Annotated in this window: 28 protein-coding genes; 10 read left to right on the forward strand and 18 right to left on the reverse strand. The window is 66.2% G+C overall.

Going from position 1 to position 25,151, the window contains the following annotated elements; genetic code table 11:
* The first annotated feature begins 106 nt into the window (after positions 1–106).
* Positions 107–1,003, forward strand: coding sequence for a LysR substrate-binding domain-containing protein (locus tag ACNQQL_RS14760; RefSeq protein ID WP_347064538.1), 897 nt, complete (start codon positions 107–109; stop codon positions 1,001–1,003).
* 40 nt (positions 1,004–1,043) lie between these two features.
* Here the strand turns inward: ACNQQL_RS14760 and ACNQQL_RS14765 are convergent, their stop codons facing one another.
* The 4 genes from ACNQQL_RS14765 to ACNQQL_RS14780 form a co-directional block, all read right to left on the reverse strand.
* Complete coding sequence (locus ACNQQL_RS14765; protein WP_204424205.1) at positions 1,044–1,979, reverse strand: LysR family transcriptional regulator; 936 nt, start codon at positions 1,977–1,979, stop codon at positions 1,044–1,046.
* Positions 1,980–2,166: 187 nt separating this feature from the next.
* The gene (locus ACNQQL_RS14770; RefSeq protein WP_006478064.1) at positions 2,167–2,940 is read right to left on the reverse strand and encodes an SDR family oxidoreductase; all 774 of its coding nucleotides are present in this window, start codon (positions 2,938–2,940) and stop codon (positions 2,167–2,169) included.
* 179 nt (positions 2,941–3,119) lie between these two features.
* On the reverse strand, positions 3,120–3,620 hold the full coding sequence (locus ACNQQL_RS14775; protein ID WP_072444858.1) for a DinB family protein: 501 nt from the start codon (positions 3,618–3,620) through the stop codon (positions 3,120–3,122).
* 65 nt (positions 3,621–3,685) lie between these two features.
* Positions 3,686–4,060 carry a copper resistance CopC family protein gene (locus tag ACNQQL_RS14780; protein WP_204424208.1) on the reverse strand — a complete coding sequence of 125 codons (375 nt, stop codon included), beginning with the start codon at positions 4,058–4,060 and terminating at the stop codon, positions 3,686–3,688.
* 104 nt (positions 4,061–4,164) lie between these two features.
* Between ACNQQL_RS14780 and ACNQQL_RS14785 the strand changes: the two genes are divergently transcribed.
* A complete protein-coding gene (locus tag ACNQQL_RS14785) occupies positions 4,165–4,881 on the forward strand; it encodes a 16S rRNA pseudouridine(516) synthase (protein WP_347064539.1) in 717 nt (238 codons plus the stop codon).
* Between the two features lie 105 nt (positions 4,882–4,986).
* Positions 4,987–5,175: a hypothetical protein gene (locus ACNQQL_RS14790; protein WP_347064540.1), complete on the forward strand. Its 189-nt coding sequence runs from the start codon at positions 4,987–4,989 to the stop codon at positions 5,173–5,175.
* Here the strand turns inward: ACNQQL_RS14790 and ACNQQL_RS14795 are convergent.
* Positions 5,158–6,195 carry an NAD-dependent epimerase/dehydratase family protein gene (locus tag ACNQQL_RS14795; protein WP_347064541.1) on the reverse strand — a complete coding sequence of 346 codons (1,038 nt, stop codon included), beginning with the start codon at positions 6,193–6,195 and terminating at the stop codon, positions 5,158–5,160. The genes ACNQQL_RS14790 and ACNQQL_RS14795 overlap by 18 nt on opposite strands.
* A 107-nt stretch (positions 6,196–6,302) precedes the next feature.
* Here ACNQQL_RS14795 and ACNQQL_RS14800 point away from each other — a divergent pair, with 107 nt between their 5' ends.
* The 3 genes from ACNQQL_RS14800 to ACNQQL_RS14810 all read left to right on the forward strand — a co-directional run bounded on the left by ACNQQL_RS14800 (position 6,303) and on the right by ACNQQL_RS14810 (position 9,273).
* Complete coding sequence (locus ACNQQL_RS14800) at positions 6,303–7,334, forward strand: CDP-6-deoxy-delta-3,4-glucoseen reductase (protein ID WP_072444867.1); 1,032 nt, start codon at positions 6,303–6,305, stop codon at positions 7,332–7,334.
* Between the two features lie 285 nt (positions 7,335–7,619).
* The gene (locus ACNQQL_RS14805; RefSeq protein ID WP_034178802.1) at positions 7,620–8,804 is read left to right on the forward strand and encodes an acetylornithine transaminase; all 1,185 of its coding nucleotides are present in this window, start codon (positions 7,620–7,622) and stop codon (positions 8,802–8,804) included.
* 13 nt (positions 8,805–8,817) lie between these two features.
* Positions 8,818–9,273, forward strand: coding sequence for a GNAT family acetyltransferase (locus ACNQQL_RS14810; RefSeq protein WP_111016302.1), 456 nt, complete (start codon positions 8,818–8,820; stop codon positions 9,271–9,273).
* A 27-nt stretch (positions 9,274–9,300) separates the two neighbouring features.
* Here the strand turns inward: ACNQQL_RS14810 and ACNQQL_RS14815 are convergent, their stop codons facing one another.
* The 9 genes from ACNQQL_RS14815 to ACNQQL_RS14855 form a co-directional block, all read right to left on the reverse strand.
* The gene (locus tag ACNQQL_RS14815; protein WP_347064542.1) at positions 9,301–9,972 is read right to left on the reverse strand and encodes a DUF2278 family protein; all 672 of its coding nucleotides are present in this window, start codon (positions 9,970–9,972) and stop codon (positions 9,301–9,303) included.
* Positions 9,973–10,274: 302 nt separating this feature from the next.
* A complete protein-coding gene (locus ACNQQL_RS14820; protein WP_034178805.1) occupies positions 10,275–10,991 on the reverse strand; it encodes an ABC transporter ATP-binding protein in 717 nt (238 codons plus the stop codon).
* Complete coding sequence (locus tag ACNQQL_RS14825) at positions 10,991–11,767, reverse strand: ABC transporter ATP-binding protein (RefSeq protein ID WP_034178806.1); 777 nt, start codon at positions 11,765–11,767, stop codon at positions 10,991–10,993. Before ACNQQL_RS14825 ends, ACNQQL_RS14820 begins: the two co-directional genes overlap by 1 nt.
* Positions 11,768–11,790: 23 nt before the next feature.
* Positions 11,791–12,960 carry an ABC transporter permease subunit gene (locus ACNQQL_RS14830; RefSeq protein ID WP_347064543.1) on the reverse strand — a complete coding sequence of 390 codons (1,170 nt, stop codon included), beginning with the start codon at positions 12,958–12,960 and terminating at the stop codon, positions 11,791–11,793.
* 18 nt (positions 12,961–12,978) lie between these two features.
* Positions 12,979–13,929 (reverse strand): branched-chain amino acid ABC transporter permease, encoded by a 951-nt coding sequence (locus ACNQQL_RS14835; protein ID WP_034178808.1) that lies wholly within the window; start codon positions 13,927–13,929, stop codon positions 12,979–12,981.
* A gap of 213 nt (positions 13,930–14,142) precedes the next feature.
* Positions 14,143–14,898, reverse strand: a complete 756-nt coding sequence (locus ACNQQL_RS14840; RefSeq protein WP_347064544.1) for an amino acid-binding protein — start codon at positions 14,896–14,898, stop codon at positions 14,143–14,145.
* A 204-nt stretch (positions 14,899–15,102) separates the two neighbouring features.
* Positions 15,103–16,083: a 4-hydroxy-3-methylbut-2-enyl diphosphate reductase gene (gene ispH / locus ACNQQL_RS14845; RefSeq protein ID WP_034178810.1), complete on the reverse strand. Its 981-nt coding sequence runs from the start codon at positions 16,081–16,083 to the stop codon at positions 15,103–15,105.
* Positions 16,084–16,085: 2 nt separating this feature from the next.
* Entirely contained in the window at positions 16,086–16,541 is a 456-nt protein-coding gene (locus ACNQQL_RS14850; protein WP_034178811.1) for an FKBP-type peptidyl-prolyl cis-trans isomerase, read from the reverse strand.
* A gap of 3 nt (positions 16,542–16,544) precedes the next feature.
* A complete protein-coding gene (locus ACNQQL_RS14855; RefSeq protein ID WP_258170484.1) occupies positions 16,545–16,679 on the reverse strand; it encodes a hypothetical protein in 135 nt (44 codons plus the stop codon).
* On the opposite strand from ACNQQL_RS14855, the gene radC reads away from it, so the two are divergent.
* From radC to nadB, 4 genes are all read left to right on the forward strand, one after another.
* Positions 16,678–17,451 carry a RadC family protein gene (gene radC, locus ACNQQL_RS14860; RefSeq protein ID WP_347064545.1) on the forward strand — a complete coding sequence of 258 codons (774 nt, stop codon included), beginning with the start codon at positions 16,678–16,680 and terminating at the stop codon, positions 17,449–17,451. The genes ACNQQL_RS14855 and radC overlap by 2 nt on opposite strands.
* 240 nt (positions 17,452–17,691) lie before the next feature.
* Positions 17,692–17,925 (forward strand): 50S ribosomal protein L28, encoded by a 234-nt coding sequence (gene rpmB / locus ACNQQL_RS14865; protein WP_004186391.1) that lies wholly within the window; start codon positions 17,692–17,694, stop codon positions 17,923–17,925.
* A 17-nt stretch (positions 17,926–17,942) separates the two neighbouring features.
* Positions 17,943–18,110, forward strand: a complete 168-nt coding sequence (rpmG, locus tag ACNQQL_RS14870; protein WP_006478046.1) for a 50S ribosomal protein L33 — start codon at positions 17,943–17,945, stop codon at positions 18,108–18,110.
* A gap of 160 nt (positions 18,111–18,270) precedes the next feature.
* A complete protein-coding gene (gene nadB, locus ACNQQL_RS14875) occupies positions 18,271–19,857 on the forward strand; it encodes an L-aspartate oxidase (protein ID WP_347064546.1) in 1,587 nt (528 codons plus the stop codon).
* A 92-nt stretch (positions 19,858–19,949) separates the two neighbouring features.
* On the opposite strand, the gene nadC is transcribed toward nadB, so the two are convergent.
* The 4 genes from nadC to ACNQQL_RS14895 all read right to left on the reverse strand — a co-directional run bounded on the left by nadC (position 19,950) and on the right by ACNQQL_RS14895 (position 25,148).
* Positions 19,950–20,870, reverse strand: coding sequence for a carboxylating nicotinate-nucleotide diphosphorylase (gene nadC, locus ACNQQL_RS14880; RefSeq protein WP_347064547.1), 921 nt, complete (start codon positions 20,868–20,870; stop codon positions 19,950–19,952).
* Positions 20,870–22,006, reverse strand: a complete 1,137-nt coding sequence (gene nadA / locus ACNQQL_RS14885; RefSeq protein ID WP_347064548.1) for a quinolinate synthase NadA — start codon at positions 22,004–22,006, stop codon at positions 20,870–20,872. The genes nadC and nadA overlap by 1 nt, the downstream gene beginning before the upstream one ends.
* A gap of 307 nt (positions 22,007–22,313) precedes the next feature.
* Entirely contained in the window at positions 22,314–23,510 is a 1,197-nt protein-coding gene (locus tag ACNQQL_RS14890; RefSeq protein WP_347064549.1) for an acyl-CoA desaturase, read from the reverse strand.
* Positions 23,511–23,735: 225 nt separating this feature from the next.
* On the reverse strand, positions 23,736–25,148 hold the full coding sequence (locus ACNQQL_RS14895; RefSeq protein ID WP_347064550.1) for a mechanosensitive ion channel family protein: 1,413 nt from the start codon (positions 25,146–25,148) through the stop codon (positions 23,736–23,738).
* Positions 25,149–25,151 lie beyond the last annotated feature (3 nt).

The following is a 25,151-nucleotide window of genomic DNA, read 5'->3' on the forward strand; positions in this document are numbered from 1 at the left end:
CGTGTTCTCCGTCGGGTCAACTTGAGCAAACGATGGTAGGTCGGCCTTTCATCACGATTCGCGGAGTATCATGATTCATTCATCGAATATTGCGTTGAATTGATCTATGGAACCGCTGACCGACCCCGCGTCGACCTCGCTCGACATCGCGCTGCTGCGCACCTTCCTCGAAGTCGTCGACAGCCGCGGGTTCGCGCCGGCAGCAGAACGCCTCGCGCTGACGCCGTCCGCCGTCAGCGGCCATATCAAGCGGCTCGAACAGGCGGCCGGCACCGTGCTGCTCGCGCGCACGACGCGCCGTATCGCGCTCACGCCGGCCGGCGACACGCTGTATGCGTATGCGCGCAACATCGTCGACATGGAGCGCGAAGTGCGCGCAAGGCTGCGCGGCGCGCCGGCGCACGGGCGGCTGCGCGTCGGCGCGTCGGAGGATTTCGCGGGTGCGTGGCTGCCTCACGTGCTGCGCACGTTCCGCGACCGCCATCCGCGTATGGCGATCGAGCTGAAGGTCGGGATCACCGCGTCGCTGCTGCGCGAGCAGGCGCTCGGCCGGCTCGATGTCGTGTTCGGCAAGCAGTGCCGGCAGGTCGATGCGTCGGGCGAACTGCTGTGGGAAGAACCGCTCGTATGGGCATTCGCGTCGGACCGCACGCTCGAGGCCGGCGGCGAAATGCCGCTCGCGCTGTTTCCGGAACCGTGCGTCTATCGGGAAGCCGCCGTATCGGCGCTCACCGCCGCGCTGCGGCCGTTTCGCGTGCTGTTCGAGAGCAGCAGCATGGCCGGCTGCGTGTCGGCCGCGCTCGCGGGCTTCACGGTCACCGCGCTGGCGCGCAGCCAGCTGCGTGACGGGCTGCGCGCATGCGGGCCGCAGGACGGCCTGCCCGCGCTGCCGGCCGCGCGTTTTTATGCGTTCGCGTCGAAGCCGGACGGCACCGGCGCGGCGCTGATCGAAGCGGTGCGGGAAGTCGGGCGCAACCGGCAGTTCGCAGCGCCGGCCGACTGAAACACGCGCGACGGCGCACGCCGCAAACCGGCCGCCCCGATCAATCGCCTTCCGCGCCCTTCCCGGCCGCAGCCCCCGTCAACGCATCCGCCATCAGCTCCCCGAACCAATCCACGAACGCATTGAGCCGGCGCGACCGGTGCCGCCGGTGCGGATACACGGCCGACACACCCATCGGCTCGGCGCGATGGCCAGGCATCACGTCGACGAGCGCGCCGCTGTCCAGCAGATGCTCGACGTCGAACCGCGGAATCTGGATCAGCCCCATCCCGGCGATGCAGCCGGCGATATAGGTTTCGGCGTTGTTGACGATCACGCGGCTCGGCAGCGTCAGCGTGTGCCGCTCGCCGTCCACGCAGTATTCCCACCCGAGCTCGCGCCCCGTCGTCGGCGACGCATAGCCGATCGCCCAGTGCCCGTGCGCGAGCGCATCCGGATGCTCGGGCACGCCGCATTCGCGCAGGTAGTCGGGGCTCGCGCAGTTGATCAGCGTGAACTGTCCGAGCGGCCGCACGACGAGGCTGCTGTCCGCGAGCCGCCCGACGCGGATCGCGCAGTCGACGCCCTCCTGAACCAGGTCGATCGAGCGGTCCGTCGAGCCGAGCGACAATTGCAGCTTCGGGTAGCGGCGAAACAGCGACGGCAGCGCGGGCGCGATCACGCGGCGCGCGATCCGGCTAGGCACGTCGACGTTCAGCCGCCCGACCACGTCGCGGTCGCGGCGGCGGAACAGTCGATCGAGCTCGTCGGCCTCGGCGAGCAGGCGCCGGCCGCGTTCGAGCAGCAGCGCGCCGTCGGCGGTCAACTGCACCTGGCGCGTCGTGCGGTGCAAGAGGCGCGTGCCGAGCCCCGCCTCGAGCTGCTGGACGGCCGCCGACACGGTCGCGCGCGGCACGTCGAGCGCATGCGCGGCCTTGATGAAGCTGCCCATCTCGGCAACCTGCAGGAAGATTCTGACCTGATCCAGCTTGTCCATCGGCGGGGAACGTGGGTTCGGACGACCGTCGCCGCCAGCCGTCGCGCATCGCGGCAGGGTCCGGCGGCAGAGAGAAAACGGGCGCGCGGCCTCGCGGCTGCGCGCCCGTCCATTGTCCACGCAAACGAGCCATTGCGGTGCGCCGTGCGCCCGCGGCGGCGGCCGATGCGGCCCATTAAGCGGTCGGTTACTTGGTCGTATAGCCGCCGTTGATCAGGATCGTCTGGCCCGTGATCCACCAGCCGTCGGTCACGAGATGGCGGATGAACGGCACGACGTCCTCGATGTCGGTCAGGCCCGTCTTGCTGAACGGCGACAGCGCGGCCGCCGTCTTGTGATATGCGACCGCATCGGCGCCCTCGGCCGGATAGAAGAACGGCGTGTCCATCGGGCCGGGCCCGACGGCCGTCACCGAAATCCCGCGTGCGCCGTACTCCTTCGACGCCGCGCGCGTGAAGTGCTCGACCGGTGCCTTCGACCCTTCGTACGCCGCATAGAACGGTGTGAACGCGCCGAGCAGCGACGTCACGAGCGTGACGAGCTTGCCGTGATCCTCGAGGTGCCGCCCCGCTTCCTTGATGAAGAAGAACGCCGACTTGCTGTTGACGGCGAACATCTCGTCGTACTCGGCTTCGCTGATCTCGGTGAACGGCTTCTTCAGCACCTTGCCGACCGTGTTGATCGCGATGTCGATCTTGCCGAAGCGCTGCTTCGCATCGTCGAACAGCTTCTCGACCGCGGCGGCCGTCGTCAGGTCGGCCTGGAACGTTGCGGCCTCGGCACCGGCCGCGCGCACCGCTGCGGCCGTCTCCTCGGCCTGCGCCTGCGACGCCGCGCTGTTGTAGTGAATCGCCACCGCCTTCGCGCCGTGGCCCGCCAGGTCCCGCGCGATCAGGCCGCCCAGATTCTTTGCGCCGCCTGCGATCAGGACGACCTTGTCTGCGAGCGTGTGAGTTGCCACGGTTGACTCCTTTTTTCGTTGAACGAAGCTTGGAGTGTAGGCACGCGCGCCGCGCCGGTCAGCCGGTCGCGGCTGGATGGATTATCCAAAAAACCGATCCAATCGGAACATCGCAGTGTGCGCTGCCGCACCGACGGCGGCACCGGAATCCGCTCGCGGTGGCGCGAGCGCCGGCCGGTTCAGCGTGCGTACAGCGCCGCGTCGATCTTGCCGAGCAGCCATTGCATGCCGGCCAGATGCTGCTGATCGTGGCTGCACAGGTAATGGACGAGCCCGCGCACGGTCAGCGAGCCGTAGCCGTCGAACTCGCCGATACGCTCGAACTGTTCGGGCGTGAGGCGCGACACGAGGTCCAGCGTCTCGCGTCGCGCTTCGCGGATCGCCGCGAGCACGTCGGACGCATAGGCATCGTTGTAGCGGCGCTCGACCGCGAGCGCATCACCGTCGATCGACACGAGCAGCGGCCGATCTTCGTCGAGCATCCGCCGCAGCCGCACGTGATAACCGTCGATCTCGATGTCGCGCACATGGCAGAGCTGCCCGAGCGGCGAGAAGTGCTCGCTCGGGATCCCGGCCCAGTCGTCGGGTGTCCAGCGCGCATAGCCGTCGGGCACGGCCGCGAAATGGGCTTCGAGCAGACGGGGGAAATCGGCGAGTGCATCGAGCGTCGTCGGATTCATGCGGGAAACTCCCTGTCGGATAAGAGCGGCGGCAGCCCTGGCACGGGCCTGCCGCCGCCATTGCGTCACTTCACGCCGAAGCCGTACGCACCTTGCGTGCGGTGCCCGTCGGTCGCGACGGCCACCCATTTCACCGTATAGGCGCCCGTGCCGACCGCCGTGAGCGGCACCGTCATCCGCTTGCGGTTCGACGCATCGATGCGCGCGTTGCCGTCCGACACCGTCTTGCCGTCGCCGTCGACGACGACGATCGAGCTGAACGCCGGCTCCAGCGGCTCGGTGAAGTCGATCGTGACGGCGGCCGGTGCGGCGGCCAGCACCACGCCCGCCGCCGGATCGCTCTTCGCGAGATGCGCATGCGCGAACGCGGCCGACGAAGCGGTCGCGGCAAGGATGACTGCGGCAGCCTTGCGGCCGAACGGGAACGAATCGAAATGCATGGACTTTCCGTGAAGAATGAACGAGCGCCGCGCGGCGTTCCGGGAGCTTACCAGCGCATGCGTGCTCATGCCGGTCGCGCGCTGCTTGATAGAATGCGCCCGCTATGGATCTCGAAAGTATTCTCTACACCCAGGGCTTCGGCTCGCGCCGCCAGTGCCGCGGCCTGATCGAAGCGGGCCGCGTCGCCGTCGCCGGCGCCAGCGCGACCGACCCCGACGCGTCGTTCGACACCGACGGCCTCGTATTCTCGGTCGACGATACGGCCTGGCCGTTCCACGCGCACGCGTATCTCGCGCTCAACAAGCCGGCCGGCTACGAGTGTTCGCGCGATCCGCAACATCATGCAAGCGTGTTCAGCCTGCTGCCCGCGCCGCTCGTCGCGCGCGGCGTGCAGTGCGTCGGCCGTCTCGACCAGGACACGACAGGCCTGCTGCTGCTGTCCGACGACGGCCAGTTCGTGCACGCGTACACGTCGCCGAAGCGCAAGGTGCCGAAGACCTACGTGGCGACCGTGCGCCACCCGCTCGACGATGCGCAACTGCATGCGCTGCGCACCGGCGTGCAGCTCCACGGCGAGCCGAAGCCGATCGTGGCGGTCGCCGCCGATGCGCGCGACACGCACGCGCTCGCGCTGACCGTTCTGGAAGGCAAGTATCACCAGGTGAAACGCATGGTCGCGGCGGCAAGCAACCGCGTCGAGTTGCTGCACCGCGAAAGCATCGGCGGCTTCGCGCTGCCGGACGACCTCGAACCCGGCTCGTGGCGGTGGCTCGATGACGCCGACCTTTCAGCGTTGCGCAATCCCGTCAAAACCCTGTAAGGGAAAATCCGCACGACCGTTCGGTGTCCGGCCGCGTCTCGGCCTCACGATCCCCCGCTATACTCAAATCACAAGCTGCACGAGCAGCGATGCAGGGGAGACATCATGAACCTCAACCATTCTTCCGAACTGCCGTACATGATGATCGCGTTCGCGGTCGTCGGCGTCATCGTGATCGGCGGGCTGCTGGCCACGATGCACCGGAAGCACAAATATCATCCGAACCTGATCGGCGCGCTGATCGGCGCGCTGCTGTGCTTCCTGCTGATCGAGGCGTTACCGGCGCTGACCTGACGCGCTGCCCGGCGCGAGCGTTTGAAGGAAATCGTCTACGGTCGGATAACGCAACGTCACGCACAATTCGGCCTTGAGCCGTGCGTTGGACAGGCGCCGCGACTCGCGCATGAACGACAGCAGCGCCGGCTCGAGCTGACGCTCGGCGTCCGCGCGGCTGACGCGCGGCGGCCGCGGCAGGCCGAGCGCCTGCGCGACCCGGTCGAAATACTCCCCCATCCGCAGTTCGCTGTCGTCCGACGCGTGCACGGCGCGCGCCGGCCTGCCGCGCTCGGCCGCGCGGCGCAGGATCGCCGCGAGATCGTCGGCGTGGATGTGGTTCGTGTAGACGTCGTCGGCCGGCTCGAGCGCCGGCGTGCCGCGCTCGAGCCGCGCGACCGGCAGACGGTTCGCCGCGTAGATGCCGGGAATGCGCACGATGCGCGCGGACAGCACGCCGCGCACCGTCGCCGCGCGCAGTTGCCGCTCGGCCGACACGCGCCGGAACGCGCGCGGATTCGCGGGACGCAGCGGGTGCGTTTCGTCGATGCGCGCGCCGCCGCAATCGCCGTATACGCCCGTCGTGCTCGCGTAGACGAGCCTCGGCGCACGAAGACCGTCGGGTACAATACGCGCTGCCCGAACGGGCGTGCCGGCCTGCCGGGCAGCGGCGCGCAGCGTTCGGAGCCGGCCGACCGCAGGGGCCGGCGGTGCCGACGGTCGCCGCATGGGCACGGTCGTTGCGGCGATCAGCGCACGCGTGCGCCGGTCGTCACGGCCGTCGGACTGCGGCGGCGCCAGATGCAGGATCGTGCCGGCAAGGCCCGCGAGGCGGCCGAGCGTCGCCGGGCGATCGAGGTCGCCGACGATCGGCGTCGCGCCTGCGGCACGCAGCTCGTCGCGGCGGGCCGGGTGGCTCGTCAGCGCGAAGATCCGCAGATTGCGGCGCGTGTCGCGCCATTGCGCGACGCAGCGCATGCCGACGTCGCCACAGCCGACGATCAGTGCGCGCGGCCGGCGCAGGATTCGTGTCGCGATCATGTTGGTTGCGAAATCAGTAGCCACCGTTGCGCGACGCGCAACGGGTTTGCATTGTAGCTGCCGTGCTCGACATGCACGGTCCCCACATTTTGTTCTAGTTTGGTTCTATGGCATTCAACGTCACTCTCAAGCAAAGCGGCCGGCAATTCCAGGTCGAGTCGGACGAAACCGTGCTGGCGGCCGCGCTGCGCCAGAACGTCCATCTGCCGTACGGCTGCAAGAACGGCGCGTGCGGCTCCTGCAAGGGCCAGATCGTGTCGGGCCAGATCGAACAGGGCCCGCATGCCGCGTCGGCCCTGTCCAATGACGAGCGCACGCGCGGCCTCGCGCTGCTGTGCTGCTCGAAGGCGCAGTGCGATCTCGAGATCGACGTGCGCGAAATCGCCGGCGTCGACGGCGTGCAGGTCAAGAAGCTGCCGTGCCGGATCGCCGCGCTCGAGCGCAAGGCCGACGACGTGATGGTCGTGAAGCTGCAGTTGCCCGCCAACGAGCGCCTGCAGTACCTCGCGGGCCAGTACGTCGAGTTCATCCTGAAGGACGGCTCGCGCCGCAGCTACTCGATGGCAAACGCGCCGCACGAGGAAGGCCCGATCGAGCTGCACATCCGCCACATGCCGGGCGGCAAGTTCACCGACCACGTGTTCGGCGCGATGAAGGAGCGCGACATCCTGCGCTTCGAAGGCCCGCTCGGCACGTTCTTCCTGCGCGAGGATTCCGACAAGCCGATCGTACTGCTTGCATCGGGCACGGGCTTCGCGCCGATCAAGGCGATCATCGAACACGTGAAGCACCGCGGCATCACGCGCCCGATGACGCTCTACTGGGGCGCACGCCGCAAGAAGGACATCTACCTCGGCGAACTCGCCGAGCAGTGGGCCGGCGAAATCCCGAACTTCAAGTACGTGCCGGTGCTCTCCGAGCCCGACGACGGCGACCAATGGACGGGCCGCACGGGCTTCGTCCATCGCGCGGTGATCGAGGACCTGCCCGATCTGTCGGGTCACCAGGTGTACGCGTGCGGCGCGCCGGTGATGGTGGAATCCGCGCAGCGCGACTTCACGCAGCACCACGCGCTGCCGGCCGACGAGTTCTACGCGGACTCGTTCACGAGCGCCGCCGATCTCGCGCATCCGGTCTGAGTACGGCACACCCGCGTTCCGCGCCGCGCTGTCACATCCGTGGCGTCGCGGCGGTTTACAGTGGGGCGCGGGATGCCTTATGCTTGCGCACATGAACCGCTTCCTGTCCGCTCTCCGACGTCGCCGCTCGCCGCTCCGCCCGGATGCCGCAGGCTCGTCACGGACTCGCGCGTAACCCCACACTGCTTCACCGGTTACGCACAAGCTGTTCGAACCCACCAGCCACGGCCTTCCGTGGCTTTTTATTGCCCGTTTCCCTTTCAACGTCCGCTGGAGTCTGCTGCCATGCCCTTGAACGATTACCCGATCGACTCGCTGATGTACATCACGAACCGCCCCGACATCGTGTTTACGCACGGCAAGGGTTCGTGGCTCTACGATCACACGGGCAAGCGCTATCTGGACTTCATCCAGGGCTGGGCCGTCAACAGCCTCGGCCACTGCAACGACGGTGTCGTCGAAGCGCTGAAGACGCAGGCCGAAAAGCTGCTGAACCCGTCGCCGGCGTTCTACAACGAGCCGATGGCGAAGCTTGCGGGCCTGCTCACGCAGCACAGCGTGTTCGACAAGGTGTTCTTCACGAACAGCGGCGCCGAGGCGAACGAAGGTGCGATCAAGCTCGCGCGCAAGTGGGGCCGCAAGTTCCGCAACGGTGCATACGAGATCATCACGTTCGACCACAGCTTCCACGGCCGCACGCTCGCGACGATGTCGGCCAGCGGCAAGCCGGGCTGGGACACGATCTACGCGCCGCAGGTGCCGGGCTTCCCGAAGGCCGAGCTGAACAACATCAACTCGGTCGAGAAGCTGATCACCGACAAGACCGTCGCCGTGATGCTCGAACCGATCCAGGGCGAAGGCGGCGTGATCCCGGCAACGCGCGAATTCATGCGCGAACTGCGCGCGCTGACGAAGCAGCACAACCTGCTGCTGATCGTCGACGAAGTGCAGAGCGGCTGCGGCCGTGCGGGTACGCTGTTCGCGTACGAGCTCGCCGACATCGAGCCGGACGTCATGACGCTCGGCAAGGGTATCGGCAGCGGCGTGCCGCTCGCGGCGCTGCTGTCGAAGGCCGATGTCGCGGTGTTCGAGGCCGGCGACCAGGGCGGCACGTACAACGGCAACCCGCTGATGACGGCGGCCGGCTATTCGGTGATCTCGCAGCTCGTCGCGCCCGGCTTCCTCGAAGGCGTGCGCGCACGCGGCGAATACCTGAAGCGCAAGCTGCTCGAGCTGTCGGAGGAGCGCGGCTTCGAAGGCGAACGCGGCGAAGGCCTGCTGCGCGCGCTGCTGCTCGGCAAGGATATCGGCCCGCAGATCGTCGAGAAGGCGCGCGACATGCAGCCCGACGGCCTGCTGCTGAACGCCGCGCGGCCGAACCTGCTGCGCTTCATGCCCGCGCTGAACGTGACGACCGACGAGATCGACCAGATGATGGCGATGCTGCGGTCGATCCTCGACACGCTCTAAGGAGACCGCCGCGATGGATGCCGCCGCCGATGCTGTCGCGATTCGCCCGTTCGAACGCGCCGACACCGATGCCGTGCTCGCGGTATGGCGCGACGCGTTCCCGCAGTACGACGAAGCCGGCGCGCCGCCGCACCGCGATCCGCTGCGATCGATCGAGCTGAAGCTCGCGACGCAGCCCGAGCTGTTCTTCGTCGCGACCAGCGGCGCGCGCGTCGTCGGCACGCTGATGGCGGGTTTCGACGGACATCGCGGCTGGCTCTACTCGTTCGGCGTCGCGAACGACGCGCGGCGGCTCGGCGTCGGCCGCGCGCTGATCGCGCACGCGGAAAGCGCGCTCGCCGCGCGCGGCTGTCTGAAGATCAACCTGCAGGTGCTGCCCGGCAACGACGATGCGTGCCGCTTTTATGCGGCGCTCGGCTATCGCGTCGAGGAGCGCATCTCGTTCGGCAAGACGCTGCCGGCCGCATGATGCAGCCGGCAGCGACAGCGGCCGGCCTCAGCGCGTGATCGGCCCCGCGCCCGGCAGCGGATTGCCGAGCGCGTCGGTCGGCACGGCCTGCTGTTCGAACGCCGCGAAATACGCGGCCCACTGCGTATCGCTCACGCGCACGATCAGCGCGCCGTCCTGCCAGACGTCGTTGTGGTCGTTATGGTCGTCGCCTGCGCGATGCAGGTAGTTCGGGCCGGTCGAGCCCTGGTCCATGTGCGTGTCGTGAATACCGTTGCCTTCCGCATACGTGCGGCCGAACACGACGACGTCGAGGCCCTGCGACTGCGCGGCGCTCACGAGCCGCAGCAGCGACGGGATCGGCTCCGGGTTCTCGGTGCCGTCCATCACCGCGCTCGCGCGCCACGCGCCCGTCTCGTTCAGGATGTCGCTGCGCAGGTAGTCGAGCGCGGGCAGCGCGGCCTGCCCCGCGAGGTCGGTGTAGCCCTCCGCCGCAGCCGCGAGCGTCTGCGTGACGGGATGGTGGAAATCGTAGACCAGCTTGTAGTTCAGCAAGTCGTCCGCATCGCTCGTGCCGACGTTGATCGCGACGTCCCAGTCGCCGGCCGGCAGCGCCAGCGTCAGGTGGATGTGATACTGGATCTCGCTGCCGTGCGGCGAGCCCTTCAGCTTCGCCACCGATGTCACCTTCGCCTTCACGAAACCGTAGTCCAGACTCATGCGTGTTCTCCGTGTGCCGATGGGCCGTCGATGCTACGCGGCCCGCGTGTCGGTTTGCGGGCGACCGGCGGCGGGCGACCGGCGGCGGGCGACCGGCGGCGGGTGGCCTGCCCTGCCGTTTCCCGCGTCGCGTGCGTGGTGCAACAGTCGAATGGAGTCGCCTTCGCACACACAGTTCGACACGAATCGCACAACACGAAAAAAAAGGCTGTCACGGCATCCCGTGACAGCCTTTCGAAAGCCCTTGCAAGACGCGCGCGGCGTATGCCGCCGCGCGTCACCGGGCCCGCTCATTCATTCACTTACTCACCCAGATACGCTGCACGCACCTTCGGATCGTCGAGCATCTGCTTCGCGTCGCCTTCCATCGTGACCATGCCCGAGTCCATCACGTAGCCGCGGTCGGCCGCCTGCAGCGCGAGGCGCGCGTTCTGCTCGACGAGCAGCACCGTGATGCCCTCCTTCGAGATCTCGCGCACGACTTCGAAGATCTTCTCGACCATGATCGGCGACAGCCCCATCGACGGCTCGTCGAGCAGCAGCAGCTTCGGCTTGGAGAGAATCGCGCGCGACATCGCCAGCATCTGCTGCTCGCCGCCCGACAACGTGCCCGCGAGCTGCGACGCACGCTCCTTCAGGCGCGGGAAGAAGCCGAACATCCGGTCGACGTCCTTCTTGATCTGCTCGGTGTCGTTGCGCAGGTACGCGCCCATCTGCATGTTCTCGACGATCGACATCCGCGCGAAAATCCCGCGGCCTTCCGGCACCATCGCGAGGCCGCGCTTGAGCAGCTCGTGTGCCGGGATGCCCTTGATCGACTTGCCGTCGTACTCGATGTCGCCCGCCGAATACGGCTTCAGACCCGTGATCGCCTTCATCGTCGTGGTCTTGCCCGCGCCGTTCGCGCCGATCAGCGTCACGAGCTCGCCCTGACGGACTTCCATGTCAACGCCCTTGACGGCCTGGATGCCGCCGTAGTTGACCTGCAAGCCCTTGATTTTCAACATTGCCGCTGCCATCAGTGCACCCCTGCGCCGAGATATGCCTCAATCACCTTCGGGTTCTTCTGCACGTCCTGCGGCAGACCCTCGGCGATCACCTTGCCGTAATCGAGCACCGTCATCCGGTTGCACAGCCCCATCACGAGCTTCACGTCGTGCTCGATCAGGAGAATCGTGCGGCCGTCCGAGCGGATCTTGTCGAGCAGGCGCGTGAGTTCGACCTTCTCGGTCGCGTTCATCCCAGCCGCCGGCTCGTCGAGCGCGAGCAGCTTCGGGTCGGTCGCCAGCGCCCGCGCGATCTCGAGACGGCGCTGGTGGCCGTACGACAGGTTGCGCGACGTGTAGTCCGCGTACTGCAGCACGCCCACGTATTCGAGCAGCTCGATCGCGCGTTCCTTGATCTCGCGCTCTTCCTGGCGTTCGGCCGGCGTCTGGAACACCGCGCCGAGCAGGCCGTGCTTGGTGCGCACGTGGCGGCCCACCATCACGTTCTCGAGGGCCGTCATCCCGCCGAACAGGCGGATGTTCTGGAACGTGCGCGCGATGCCGGCCTTCGCGACCTGGTGCACGGCCGTCGGCGTGTAGTTCTGGCCGTCCAGCTTGAAGTCGCCGGAGTCCGGCGTGTAGAGGCCCGTGATCACGTTGAAGAACGTCGTCTTGCCGGCGCCGTTCGGGCCGATCAGACCGTAGATCTCGCCTTCCTTGATCTGCAGGCCGACGTCGGACAGTGCCTGCAGGCCGCCGAAGCGTTTGTTCACGCCCTGCACGGACAGTCGGATTTGCTTGTCGCTCATGTGTGTATCCCCTTGTCCGTTCGTTACGCGCGCACCGGCTTCTTGCTGGCGCGCTTCGCCAGTTTCGCGATCTTGTCCTCATGCTTCGGCGCGGGCCACAGGCCTTCCGAGCGGTACAGCATGATGATCACCATCGCGAGGCCGTACAGCGCCTGACGGATCACTTCCGTATCGACGATGTCATGACCGAACAGCGCATGCTGCAGCGGGCTCATCGTCGAGCGCAGGAATTCCGGGAAGATCGCGAGCAGCACCGCGCCCAGGATCACGCCCGGGATATGGCCCATGCCGCCGAGCACCACGCAGGCGAGCACGACGATCGATTCCCAGAACGTGAACGACTCGGGCGACACGAAGCCCTGGAACGCGCCGAACATCGAGCCCGACAGGCCGCCGAACGACGCGCCCATCGCGAATGCGAGCAGCTTCACGTTACGGGTGTTGATGCCCATCGCCTTCGCCGCGATCTCGTCCTCGCGGATTGCCGCCCATGCGCGGCCGATACGCGAGTGCTGCAGGCGCGTACACACCCAGATCACCAGCAGCGAGCACAGCACGAACAGGTAGTAGTACATGTAGACCGACGGCAGCTGGAAGCCGAACAGCGAGTGCGTCTGCGACAGGTTGAAGCCGCCGACATGCACCGGATCGATGCCCGTGATCCCCTTCGGGCCGTTGGTGATGTTCACCGGACGGTCGAGGTTGTTCATGAAGATCCGGACGATTTCACCGAAGCCGAGGGTCACGATCGCCAGGTAGTCGCCGCGCAGGCGCAGCGTCGGCGCACCGAGCAGTATCCCGAAGGTGGCCGCCAGCGCCATCGCGATCGGCACGATGATCAGGAACGGGATGTGCAGCCCGCCGGGCGCGATGGCCGCGATCCACTCGAACTGCGAGGTCAGGTGCGGCGAAGACAGCAGCGCCGCCGTGTAAGCGCCCACCGCGTAGAACGCGATGTAGCCGAGGTCGAGCAGGCCGGCGAAGCCGACCACCACGTTCAGGCCGAGCGCGAGCATCACGTACAGCATCGCGAAGTCGAGCACGCGGACCCAGTAGTTGCCGCCGGCCGAGCCGATGATGATCGGCGCGGCGATCACGAACACAGCGGTCAGGATACCGATGATGACGGTCTTGGCGGTATTGCGCTCTTCGACGAGCGACGTCGAGGATTCGATCGGTTGAATGGATGTCATGTTGTTTGCTCCCTTCCGTTACGCGCGATCCGCGACCCGTTCGCCCAGCAGGCCCGACGGACGGAACACCAGCACGATGATCAGCACGATGAAGGCGAACACGTCCTGATAGTTGCTGCCGAATACGCCGCCCGTGAGGTTGCCGATGTAGCCCGCACCGAGCTGCTCGATCAGGCCGAGCAGCACGCCGCCGACCATCGCACCGCCGAGGTTGCCGATACCGCCGAGCACCGCCGCCGTGAACGCCTTCATGCCGGGGATGAAGCCCATGTAGAAGTGCACGTTGCCGTATTCGGACGCGATCATCACGCCGGCCAGCGCGGCGAGCGCGGAGCCGATCATGAACGTCGCGGAAATCACGAAGTTCGGGTTCACGCCCATCAGGCTTGCCGTGTTCGGGCTTTCGGCGATCGCGCGCATCGCGCGGCCGAGCTTGGTCTTGTGCACGAGCAGCAGCAGGCCGCCCATCACGATGAACGCCACCGCGATGATCACGATTTCAGTCACCGAGATCACGGCGCCCGGCGTCGTGTCGGTGGCCTTGATCACGTTGATCGGATCGGTCGGCAGCAATTGCGGGAACGGCAGCGGGTTGCGCGACCAGATGATCATCGCGGCCGTCTGCAGCAGGATCGACACGCCGATCGCGGTGATCAGCGGCGCGAGGCGCGGCGCGCGGCGCAGCGGCCGGTACGCGACACGCTCGATCGTGAAGCCGACGAATGCACAAACGACCGCGGCGATGCCCAGGCCGATCGTCAGCGTGGCGATGTTGCCGAGTCCGGGGAAGTGGTTCTGCAGCACGGTGATGGCCGACAACGCGACCATCGCGCCGATCATCAGCACGTCGCCGTGCGCGAAGTTGATGATGCCGAGAATGCCGTACACCATCGTGTAACCCAACGCGATGATGGCGTACACACTGCCGAGCACCAGCCCGTTGAGAACCTGCTGGACGAAAATATCCATTTAAAGCTCCTTGGCCCGTGCTGCCGGAGGACGCTGCGCCCCGCGGGTAAGCGAGGAATCGCGCCTTCTCGGCGACACTGCGGGTACTAGTCGATACCGGTAAGGGTGTGGATCGTCCCGGCGCGCGCCGCCCGGCCTGTACGGCCGGACCTGCCGCCGGAGCGGATACAAAAACGGCACCGCACTGTTCCGGTGCCGTCATGAGTCCCGTCGCTAAATCGTCACGACGTCGAGGACGGTGTTCGTGGCCTCCTTGAAGTCGTAGGGCAGCATGCCGAGACGGCCATCGTCCGGTTGCCCGGCATCCGTGCCTTTTCCCGTCCGGTGCGAGGCAAGCCCCGCATCCGGGCGGATCGGATTCCGTGCCGCGTCGCCTGGCAAGGCATCGCGAAAGCCGCGCCCGACATGCGTCGGGGCTGCGTCGGAATCCATCGTACGAACCAGACCGCACACCACGACACCACCGCTCGCGGCGACACGCTGTTTCGTCGAATCGAAATGAAAAGGGGGCGGTGACATCCGCACGCTGCCCGCATCGCCGCATGCATGCGGCGCCGTAGCCGTCATCCGTCGATCGGCACGCACGGTCGCTGCCACACCGCGACCGGCGGCTTGTTGCAATGCAACCTCCATGCCCGCTGCCCGGCCGTTCGCCAGGCCAAGCGCGTTGATTTCCTCGATCGCCAAACGTGCCCCGTTTTCCTTGTCCTTGCCCAATTGCTGCGCGATGCGGCACACCGATGGTGCCGCACGACCGGTTCCGGCGACGCGCACGCCGCTGGCCGGCGCTGCCGCGAACACCGCAGCCTCCCTGCCCGCCCCGTCGTCGCTCTTTTTGCTGCAACCGGCAAGCATTGCAACCGGTGCGGCGACGGACACGGCGTAAGCCAACTTCACATGCATTGAATGGTCTCCCGCGCCTTGCCCAAATCCGATTTCAAAGCCATTCAGGCCTGAAAACGGGCGCATTGTAACTCCATTTATAGGACGCCAATAATCCTGATTCGATGGGGTTTTCCTGCATTGCAACCAATTTTGAGAGACGGTTACGAACATGCGGAGCAACCGGGTTGCACCATGACCGCGAATAATGGTTGCGATCTCGATTTCGACGTACAAAAAAAAAGCGCGCCGGGAGGCGCGCTTCGGTGTTCCGCGGGTGCGATGCGGCAATCAGGCGGCGGGCGGCAGGTTCAACCCGCGCGGCAGCGGAAACGACACGTTTTCCTCGATGCCGTCGAGCGCGCGAACGTTGCGCACGCCGAGCTCGCGCAGTCGCGCGATCACGGCCTGGGCGAGCACTTCGGGAGCCGACGCGCCGGCCGTCACGCCGATGCGGCGCTTGCCTGCGACCCATGCCGGATCGATCTGATCGGGCGCGTCGACCATGTACGCATCCACACCGCGCTTCTCGGCCACTTCGCGAAGCCGGCTCGAATTCGAGCTGTTCGGGCTGCCGACAACGATCACGACATCGCACTGCGGCGCCATGAACTTCACCGCATCCTGGCGGTTCTGCGTCGCGTAGCAGATGTCCTGCTTCTTCGGCTCGCGGATCTTCGGGTACTTCGCCTTCAACGCGGCGATGATCTCGGCCGCGTCGTCGACGGACAGCGTCGTCTGCGTGACGAGCGCGATGCGCTCGGGATCGGCGAGCTCGAGCTTCTGCACGTCCTCGACGCTCTCGACGAGATGCATCCCGCGCTCGACCTGCCCCATCGTGCCTTCGACTTCCGGGTGGCCCTTGTGCCCGATCATCACGATATCGACGCCGTCCTGACGCATTTTCGCCACCTCGACGTGCACCTTCGTGACCAGCGGGCAGGTTGCGTCGTAAATGCGCAACCCGCGCACGTCGGCCTCGTCGCGCACGGCCTTCGACACGCCGTGCGCGCTGAAGATCACGGTATTGCCGGCCGGCACTTCCTCGAGTTCCTCGACGAAGATCGCGCCTTTCTTCTTCAGATCCTCGACCACGTACTTGTTGTGGACGATTTCGTGACGGACATAGATCGGCGCACCGTGCATCGCGATCGCGCGCTCGACGATCTCGATCGCGCGGTCGACGCCCGCGCAGAAGCCGCGCGGCTGGGCCAGCAGGATTTCGGCGTCGGCGGCGACGGTCTGCCCGGACAGCGTATCGGTGGTGCTCATGATTACAGGATTCCGATGATTTTCACTTCGAACGTGAGCGCCTGGCCCGCGAGCGGATGGTTGAAGTCGAACAGCGCCGAGGTTTCGCCGACTTCCTTCAGCACCCCCGCATACCGGCCGCCGTCCGGCGCATTGAACTCGATCAGCTCGCCCGGCGTGAAATCGTCGCCGACCATCCCGTTCTCGCGCAGCGTCGACAGCGTCACGCGCTGGAGCATGTCGGGATTCCGGGGACCGAACCCCTGTTCGGGCGTTAGCTGAAAAGTCGAGTGGTCTCCAACCCTGAGCCCGAGCAGAATCTGTTCCAGCGACGGCGCCAGTTGCCCCGCGCCGAGCAGCAGCGTGGCCGGCTTGTCGGTGAAGGTGTTGACGATGTCGGCACCGTCGGCCAGTGCGAGCCGGTAATGCAACGTGACGTGGGAACCGGGCTTCACTTCGGATAGGTCGATGAGGCTCATGAATTACTCGTTCAGTCGGCGCCCGATACGGCCGAAAAGGCCCGGCGCAAAACCAATATTGTAAGTCACCTGAGCGCGCAAGGCGGAAAGTGCGACGACGTCGCGCAGACCGCCCGCCGCCAATGGAGTTTCGAGCATGCTGTCACCCTGCCTCGCCTTGCCGCCGGTCGAATGCCGCGACGACGCCGATGTGCCGACCGATCCGCCCCGCCGCGCCCTCCCGATTCGCCGGAGCAAGCGCCGCACGGGCGACTGGCGGCCCGAGCGGCCGCGCGAGCGATTGCTGGAGCGCGGACCGGCCGCGCTGACCGACGACGAACTGATCGCGCTGCTGCTCGGCACCGGCAAGCCAGGACACGACGTATTCGTCAGCGCCCGCGCATTGGTCAAGCAGTTCGGAACGTTGCGCGGGCTGCTCGAGGCGACGACCGACGATTTCGAGGCGCACCCCGGCATCGGCCCTGCGCGCTCCACACGGCTGGCCGCGGTCACCGAGATCGCGCGGCGCATGCTGAAGGAGAAAGCATCCGAACGTACGCCGATCGATTCGCCCGGCGCGGTAGAGGATTATCTGCGGCTGAAGATCGGCTCGCACCCGCGCGAAGTGTTCGTCGCGGTCTACCTCGACGCCCGCCACGGCCTGATCGAGACGGAGGAAATCACGCGCGGCTCGCTGACGCGCATGGCCGTCTACCCGCGCGAGATCGTGCGCCGCGCGATGACGCATAACGCCGCGGCGCTGATCGTCGCGCACAACCATCCGTCGGGCGCGGTGCAGCCGAGCGCGGAGGACCGCCGCCTGACCCGCGTGCTGCGCGACGCGCTCGAACTCGTCGACGTACGGCTGCTCGATCACGTCGTCGTCGGCACCAGCGACACTTTCTCGTTCGCACGTGCCGGTTGGCTGTAGACTGTGGCGCGGCGGCCCGCCTCGGGGCGCCACAACGGCGAAGCGAAATTAGGTTTGATTTTCCTGAACTTTTTCTGCTAGAATCGCCGTCTGTCTTTTTTCCAACCAGTTCTAGCCATCGAAGGGCCTTGTCTGCAAGGGCTACGGCGTTCTGAGAGTGCAGCCATGGATCACGTGGCGGCGCGATGAGAACCTTCATCGGCGATCGAACCCCGAATTTAGCGTATTAGGAGTGCTCTCATGGCACGCGTATGCCAAGTAACTGGGAAAGCGCCGATGAGCGGCAACAACGTTTCCCACGCCAACAACAAGACGAAGCGCCGCTTCCTGCCGAACCTGCAAAACCGCCGGTTCTGGGTAGAGAGCGAAAACCGCTGGGTGCGCCTGCGCGTTTCGAACGCGGGCCTGCGCCTGATCGACAAGAACGGCATCGATTCCGTGCTCGCTGACCTGCGCGCACGCGGCGAAGCCTAAGCCCAAGGAGCACAATCATGGCAAAAGGCGCACGCGACAAGATCAAGCTCGAGTCGACCGCTGGTACGGGTCACTTCTACACGACCACGAAGAACAAGCGCAACATGCCGGAAAAGATGGCGATCAAGAAGTTCGATCCCGTCGTCCGCAAGCATGTGGAATACAAAGAAACCAAGATCAAGTAATCTCCGGTTTCTGCCAGCCTGACGGCGACCGAAAAGCCCCGCGCATGCGGGGCTTTTTGTTTTGCGCGCACGCTCGGGCCCGACGCGGTATGCTCTCCCCTTTCCGCGGCCATGGTCGCCGGAACGCACAAGATCAAAAGCGTAACGATGGAGATGCAGCATGAAATTCGACGTGGCGATCGTCGGCAGCGGCCTGGCAGGCCTGTCGGTCGCACTCAATCTGGCCAGCACGCGACGTGTCGCGCTGATCGCGAAACGTTCGATGATGGAGGGCGCAAGCGATAACGCGCAGGGCGGCATCGCGGCGGTCCTCGATTCGGCGGACAGCATCGAGAACCACGTCGGCGACACGCTGGTCGCCGGTGGCGGCCTGTGCGACGAAGGCGCGACGCGCTATATCGTCGAGCACGGCCGCGAAGCGATCGAATGGCTGATCTCGCAAGGCGTGCCGTTCACGAAGGACGGCGCAGCCGAACTCGGCTTCCACCTGACGCGCGAAGGCGGCCACAGCCACCGCCGGATCATTCACGCGGCCGACGCGACCGGCCATGCGGTGCTTGCGACGCTGTCGGAGCGCGCGCGCCAGCATCCGAACATCACGTTCTTCGAAAATCACCATGCGATCGACCTGATCACGTCGGACCGGCTCGGCCTGCCCGGCCGCCGCTGTCACGGCCTCTATGCGCTCGACGTCGACAACGACCGCACGATCACGATCGAGGCACCGCACACGGTGCTCGCAACGGGCGGTGCCGGCAAGGTCTATCTGTACACAACGAACCCCGACACGGCGACCGGCGACGGCATCGCGATGGCATGGCGCGCCGGCTGCCGCGTGTCGAACATGGAATTCATCCAGTTCCACCCGACCTGCCTGTTCCATCCGTATGCGAAATCGTTCCTGATTTCGGAGGCCGTGCGCGGCGAAGGCGGCCTGTTGAAGCTGCCCGACGGCACGCGCTTCATGCCCGCGCACGATCCTCGCGCCGAGCTCGCGCCGCGCGATATCGTCGCGCGCGCGATCGACTTCGAGATCAAGAAGCGCGGGATCGACTGCGTGTATCTCGACATCAGCCATCAGCCGGAAGCGTTCCTGCGCGAACACTTCCCGACGATCCATGCGCGCTGCCTCGAATTCGGCATCGACATCGCGAAACAGCCGATCCCCGTCGTGCCGGCCGCGCACTACACGTGCGGCGGCGTCGTGACCGATCTCGCCGGGCGCACCGATCTCGCGGGCCTGTACGCGGTCGGCGAAACGTCGTACACGGGGCTGCACGGCGCGAACCGGCTCGCGAGCAACTCGCTGCTCGAATGTCTCGTGATCGGCCGCGCGGCGGCCGAAGCGATCGAGGCGGCAGGCTTCGATTCGGACACGCCGGCCACGCTGCCCGCGTGGGACGAAAGCCGCGTGTCGGATGCGGACGAGGAAGTCGTCGTCGCGCACAACTGGGACGAGCTGCGCCGCCTGATGTGGAACTACGTCGGCATCGTGCGCACCGACAAGCGCCTCGAACGCGCGAAGCACCGGCTGTCGCTGCTGCGCGACGAGATCCACGAGTATTACGCGAACTTTCGCGTGACGCGCGACCTGCTCGAGCTGCGCAACCTCGTCGACGTGGCGACGCTGATCGTGAAAAGCGCGCAGTCGCGCCGCGAAAGCCGCGGGCTGCACTACAGCCGCGACTGGCCGCACACGCTGCCGAAGGCGCTGCCGAGCGTGCTCACGCCGCGCGCGCGTCGCTGAACCGCTGCGCCTTCCCGGCTGCGGTCGCACAGGAAAAAAGCCGTTGGCGTTTGCGCGCCAACGGCTTTTTTGTCTGATCACATGACGCTCGGTCAGTCGACGATCCGCATCGAATAATCCGTCGCACGCACGTCCTTCGTCAGCGCGCCGATCGAGATGCGATCGACGCCCGTCTCCGCGAACGCGCGGACCGTGTCGAAATTGACGCCGCCCGACACCTCGAGCACGGCCTTGCCGGCCGCCACACGCACCGCTTCACGCATCATGTCGAGCGTGAAATTGTCGAGCAGCACCGACTGCGCGCGATGCGCGAGCGCCGTGTCGAGCTGCGCGAGCGTCTCGACTTCAACCTGCACGGGCACGCCCGAATCGAGCGCGAACGCCGCGTCGAGCGCCTCGCCGACACCACCCGCCGCTGCGATGTGGTTCTCCTTGATCAGGATGCCGTCGTACAGCGCGAGACGCTGGTTCTCGCCGCCGCCGACGCGCACCGCGTACTTCTGCGCGAGGCGCAGGCCCGGCAGCGTCTTGCGCGTGTCGAGGATCTTCGCGCGCGTGCCTTCGACGCGGTCGACGTAACGGCGCGTCGCGGTCGCGACACCCGACAGCAGTTGCAGGAAATTCAGCCCGTTGCGCTCGGCCGTCAACAGCGCGCGCGCCGGCCCTTCGAGTTCGCAGACGGTCGAATCGGGCATCATCCGGTCGCCTTCGCGATAGCGCCATTGCACGGCGATCGCCGGATCGATCCTGCCGATCACGGCCTCGAACCACGGCACGCCGCACAGCACGGCTTCCTCGCGCACGATGATGCGCGCGCGGCGACGCCCGCCGGCCGGCACGAGCCGCCCGGTCTGGTCGCCGGTGCCGACGTCTTCCGCGATCGCATCGGCGACGTTGCGCGCGATCGCGTCGTCGAATGCCGCGCCGTATTGCTCGCGAACGACGTCGTAAAGCGGAGATACGGCCGCGACGCCGGACGGCAGCGATCGAATGTGAGCGTGCGGGCCGTCCATTACGCTGCCCCCACGTTCGCAAACAGTTGCTGGTCGCGCTGCAGGTCGCCGCTCGCCTGCACGCGCTTCTTGTGCGCGGCCGCGAAATCGAGCATCCGGTCGATCGGCAGGCGCGCACGTTCGCCGATCGCCTGATCGACGAAGATCTCGTTGTGACCGCGTTCGAGCACGTCGGCGAGGTTCGCAAGACCGTTCATCGCCATCCACGGGCAGTGCGCGCAGCTCTTGCAGGTCGCACTGTTGCCGGCCGTCGGCGCCGCGATGAAGGTCTTGCCTGGCGCCGCGAGTTGCATCTTGTGCAGGATGCCGAGATCGGTCGCGACGATGAAGCGCGTCGCGTCCAGCTTCACGGCCGCATCGATCAGCTGCGTCGTCGAGCCGACCACATCGGCCTGCGCAACGACGCTTTCCGGCGATTCCGGATGGACGAGTACCTTCGCGTCCGGATATTCGGCGCGCAGCAGATCGAGCTCGATGCCCTTGAACTCGTCGTGGACGAGGCACGAGCCCTGCCACAGCAGCATGTCCGCGCCGGTTTTCTTCTGGATATAACTGCCAAGATGGCGATCGGGCGCCCAGATGATCTTCTCGCCGCGCGCGTGCAGGTCGGCCACGATCTCGAGGCCGATCGACGACGTGACCATCCAGTCCGCGCGGGCCTTCACGGCCGCGCTGGTGTTCGCATAGACGACGACGGTACGATCGGGATGCGCATCGCAGAACGCCGAGAATTCATCGACCGGGCAGCCGAGGTCGAGCGAACAGGTCGCATCGAGATCGGGCATCAGGATCCGCTTGTTCGGGCTCAGGATCTTCGCGGTTTCGCCCATGAAGCGCACGCCGGCGACGACCAGCGTCTGCGCGTCGTGATCGCGGCCGAAGCGGGCCATTTCGAGCGAATCGGCAACGCAGCCGCCGGTTTCGTCGGCGAGTTCCTGTAGCTCGGCATCCACGTAGTAGTGCGCGACCAGCACGGCCTTTTCACGCACGAGCAGCGCCTTGATGCGCGCCTTCAGCGCAGCGCGTTCCTCGGGGGACGGCACATCGGGCACCTTGGCCCATGCCTGCCCCACGCCGCACACGGTCCCTGCTGCGACGGGCCGGTCGTACTCGACGGGTTTGATCGTCGATTGCATCTCCATATCTCCTGTCGATCAGAGTTAGCGCTTTAGCGCTTACTCTGATCCCATGCTTCGCGGTCGGTCCGAGTTGGCGCTTTAGCGCTTACTCGGCCCCCATGCTTCGCGGTCAACCAGAATCAGCGCTTCAACACTACTCCGATCCCATCCTCTACGCTCGCCCCGGGGCACCATTGCGCCGCTGCCCCAAGCCTCATACAAATTCGAGCCCTGCCGATTTCTTTCGTCAAAAACCGGCGGCCCAAATGAAAAAACCCCGCCAACGCGGGGTTTTTGACGTCCTGAGATTCTAATCGATTTCGAATCAGGCGTAGCGACGCAGGCGTGTCGCGAATTCCTGCAACGCCTTGATGCCGCTTTGTTCCGCTCGATGGCACCAATCCTGCAATTGCGCGAGAAGCTGTTCGCGCGACGCGGTCGAACGATCCCAGATCGCGGCGAGATCCTGGCGCAACTGGAAGTAGGTATGCAGCTTCTGGCTGTTCGCGAAGATTTCCGGCAGCAGCTTCTTCTGCGGCTCGTCGAGGCCGTCGGCGTCCTTGTGGAACCACTTGCGCGCGCCGCGCATCAACTGGTACTTCTCGCTCGAACCGAGCTCCTTCAGATGCGCGAGCTCCTGACGGTACGCACGCTTCACGGCCTTGCCGTAGCGCGCCATCACTTCGTAGCGGTTCGACAGCACGGCCTGCAGCGTTTCCTGGTCCAGCACCGTCTTCGGCTTGTTCAGGCGCGGCGTCGGCGCGACCTTCTTCACCTTCGCGAGACCGAACGCCGACATGATGCGGATGTACATCCAGCCGATGTCGAACTCGTACCACTTGTTCGACAGCTTCGCCGACGTCGCGAACGTGTGGTGGTTGTTGTGCAGCTCTTCGCCACCGATCACGATGCCCCACGGGAACAGGTTCGTGCTCGCGTCGGCCGAGTTGAAGTTGCGGTAGCCCCAGAAGTGGCCGAAGCCGTTGACGACGCCTGCCGCCCAGAACGGAATCCAGACCATCTGCACGGCCCACACGGTCAGGCCGAGCACGCCGAACAGCGCGACGTCGATCACCATCATCAGGCTCACGCCGAGGATCGGATACTTCGAATAGATATTGCGTTCGATCCAGTCGTTCGGCGTGCCGTGGCTGAACTTGCGCATCGTCTCTTCATTCTTCGCTTCCGCGCGATACAGCTCGGCGCCCTCGAGGAACACCTTCCAGATGCCGCGCGTCTGCGGGCTGTGCGGATCTTCCTCGGTCTCGCACTTCGCATGGTGCTTGCGGTGAATCGCGGCCCACTGGCCGGTCAGCATGCCGGTCGTCATCCACAGCCAGAGGCGGAAGAAGTGGCTCGCGATCGGATGCAGTTCCAGTGCGCGGTGCGCCTGGCAACGATGCAGGTAGACCGTCACGCCGATGATCGTGACGTGCGTGACGGCGAGCGCGAACAGCGCGACCTGCCACCACGAAAAATGCAGGAGCCCGTGGGAAAGAAAATCGAGCAGGGAATTCAACAAGGCAGTTACCTGTGATGAGATGAGAGCGATGCCGGCTCGCGCAGGCGTCAGAAAAATGAAAGCATACCGCGAATAGACTTGGATTTTACTTCAACCGTTCCAAGTCTTTGTAAAAAATGAATATTTTCTTGCCCTGGCGCAACCGGAACAGTCCACGGGCGGACTTGGAAAGGCCCGCGATCCGGTTCCGACCGCGGGATCGATACGATTGACGGCCGCCGCGCGCTATGCAGCCGGCGCGCGCCCGTCCGCCGCACCGTTGCCGGCCACCGGACCGCCGGCCGCCGGATCGCCGGCCGCCGGATCGTGCCCCGCCGCCGCACCAGTGGCGGCAAAACTGTCCGGCAGCCCGACGACGCGCACTTCGCGCTGCGGAAACGGAATCGAAATCCCGTGCTCGCCGAACAGCCGCCAGATGTTGCGGTTCACGGCCGAACGCACGCCCGACGTGCCTTTCGCCGAATCCTCGATCCAGAAGCCGAGCTCCAGGTCGATCCCGTCCGCGCCGAAGCTCACCAGATAAGAGGTCGGCGCAGGCTCCGCCAGCACGCGCGGCACGTCCTTCGCGGCGTCGGCGAGCAGCACGAGCGCGTGCTCGACATCGCTCGTGTACGCGACCTGCACCGCGACCTTCGCATAACCGCGCGTCAGGTACGACGACTGGTTCTGCACGACGTCGGTGATCAGCTTCTCGTTCGGGATCAGCGTCTCGTTGCCGTCGAGGCCGCGCACGACCGTGTAGCGCGTACGGATCTGCGTGACGACGCCCTGCAGCCCGCCGACGCTGATCGCGTCGCCGAGCCGCAGCGAGCGGTCGAGCAGGATGATGAAGCCCGACACGTAGTTGCTCGCGATCTTCTGCAGCCCGAAGCCGAGGCCGACACCGACCGCGCCGCCGAACACGCCGAGCACCGTCACGTCGATGCCGACGAGCGACAGCCCGATCAGGATCGCCGCGAACACGAGCAGCGCGCGGCCGACCCGCGACAGCACGACCTTCAGGTTCGCATCGAGCGTGCTCGCGCGCGTGAGGCGATCCTCGAGCACCGAGCCGAGCCACATCGCGACCATCAGCGTCACGCAGACCCACAGCGCGCCGGAGATCAGCGACAGCAGCGTGAGGTGCGCATTGGCGACGCGGAACTGCACGCTGTCGAGCCAGCCGAGCACGTCGTGCTGGATGCCGAGCACGGTCAGCACCATCGCGGCCCACACGACGGTCGACACGATCTTCTCGACGATCGACAGCCACGCATGCGTGTGGCCATCGCGCGCGAACACGCGCCGCGCGAAGAAGAACAGCACGTAGATCAGCCCGATGCCGAATAACGGCACGAGCGCGAGCGACAGCAGCGCCGTCGACATGAACGGGTCGAACGCAAGCTGCGCGACGCCCACGAAGATGCCGCCGAACAACGGAAACAAAGCGCGTTTCAGGCTATGCGCACCCGCACCGGGCGCGCGTCCGGCCGCCCGCCGGCGCGCATCGATCCGGCCGTGCACGAAGCGTGCGGCCACCCATGCGAAACACAGCGCGCCGACGAGGATCGCCGCCTGCCAGATCATCACCGGCTGGTGAAAGTCGCGAATCACCGATGCCAGCCGGTGCGACAGCAGGCGGCTCTGCAGATTCTCCATAGT

The sequence above is a fragment of the Burkholderia sp. LFS061 genome, from assembly GCF_047978125.1.
In the GTDB taxonomy this organism is placed as follows: domain Bacteria; phylum Pseudomonadota; class Gammaproteobacteria; order Burkholderiales; family Burkholderiaceae; genus Burkholderia; species Burkholderia pyrrocinia_C.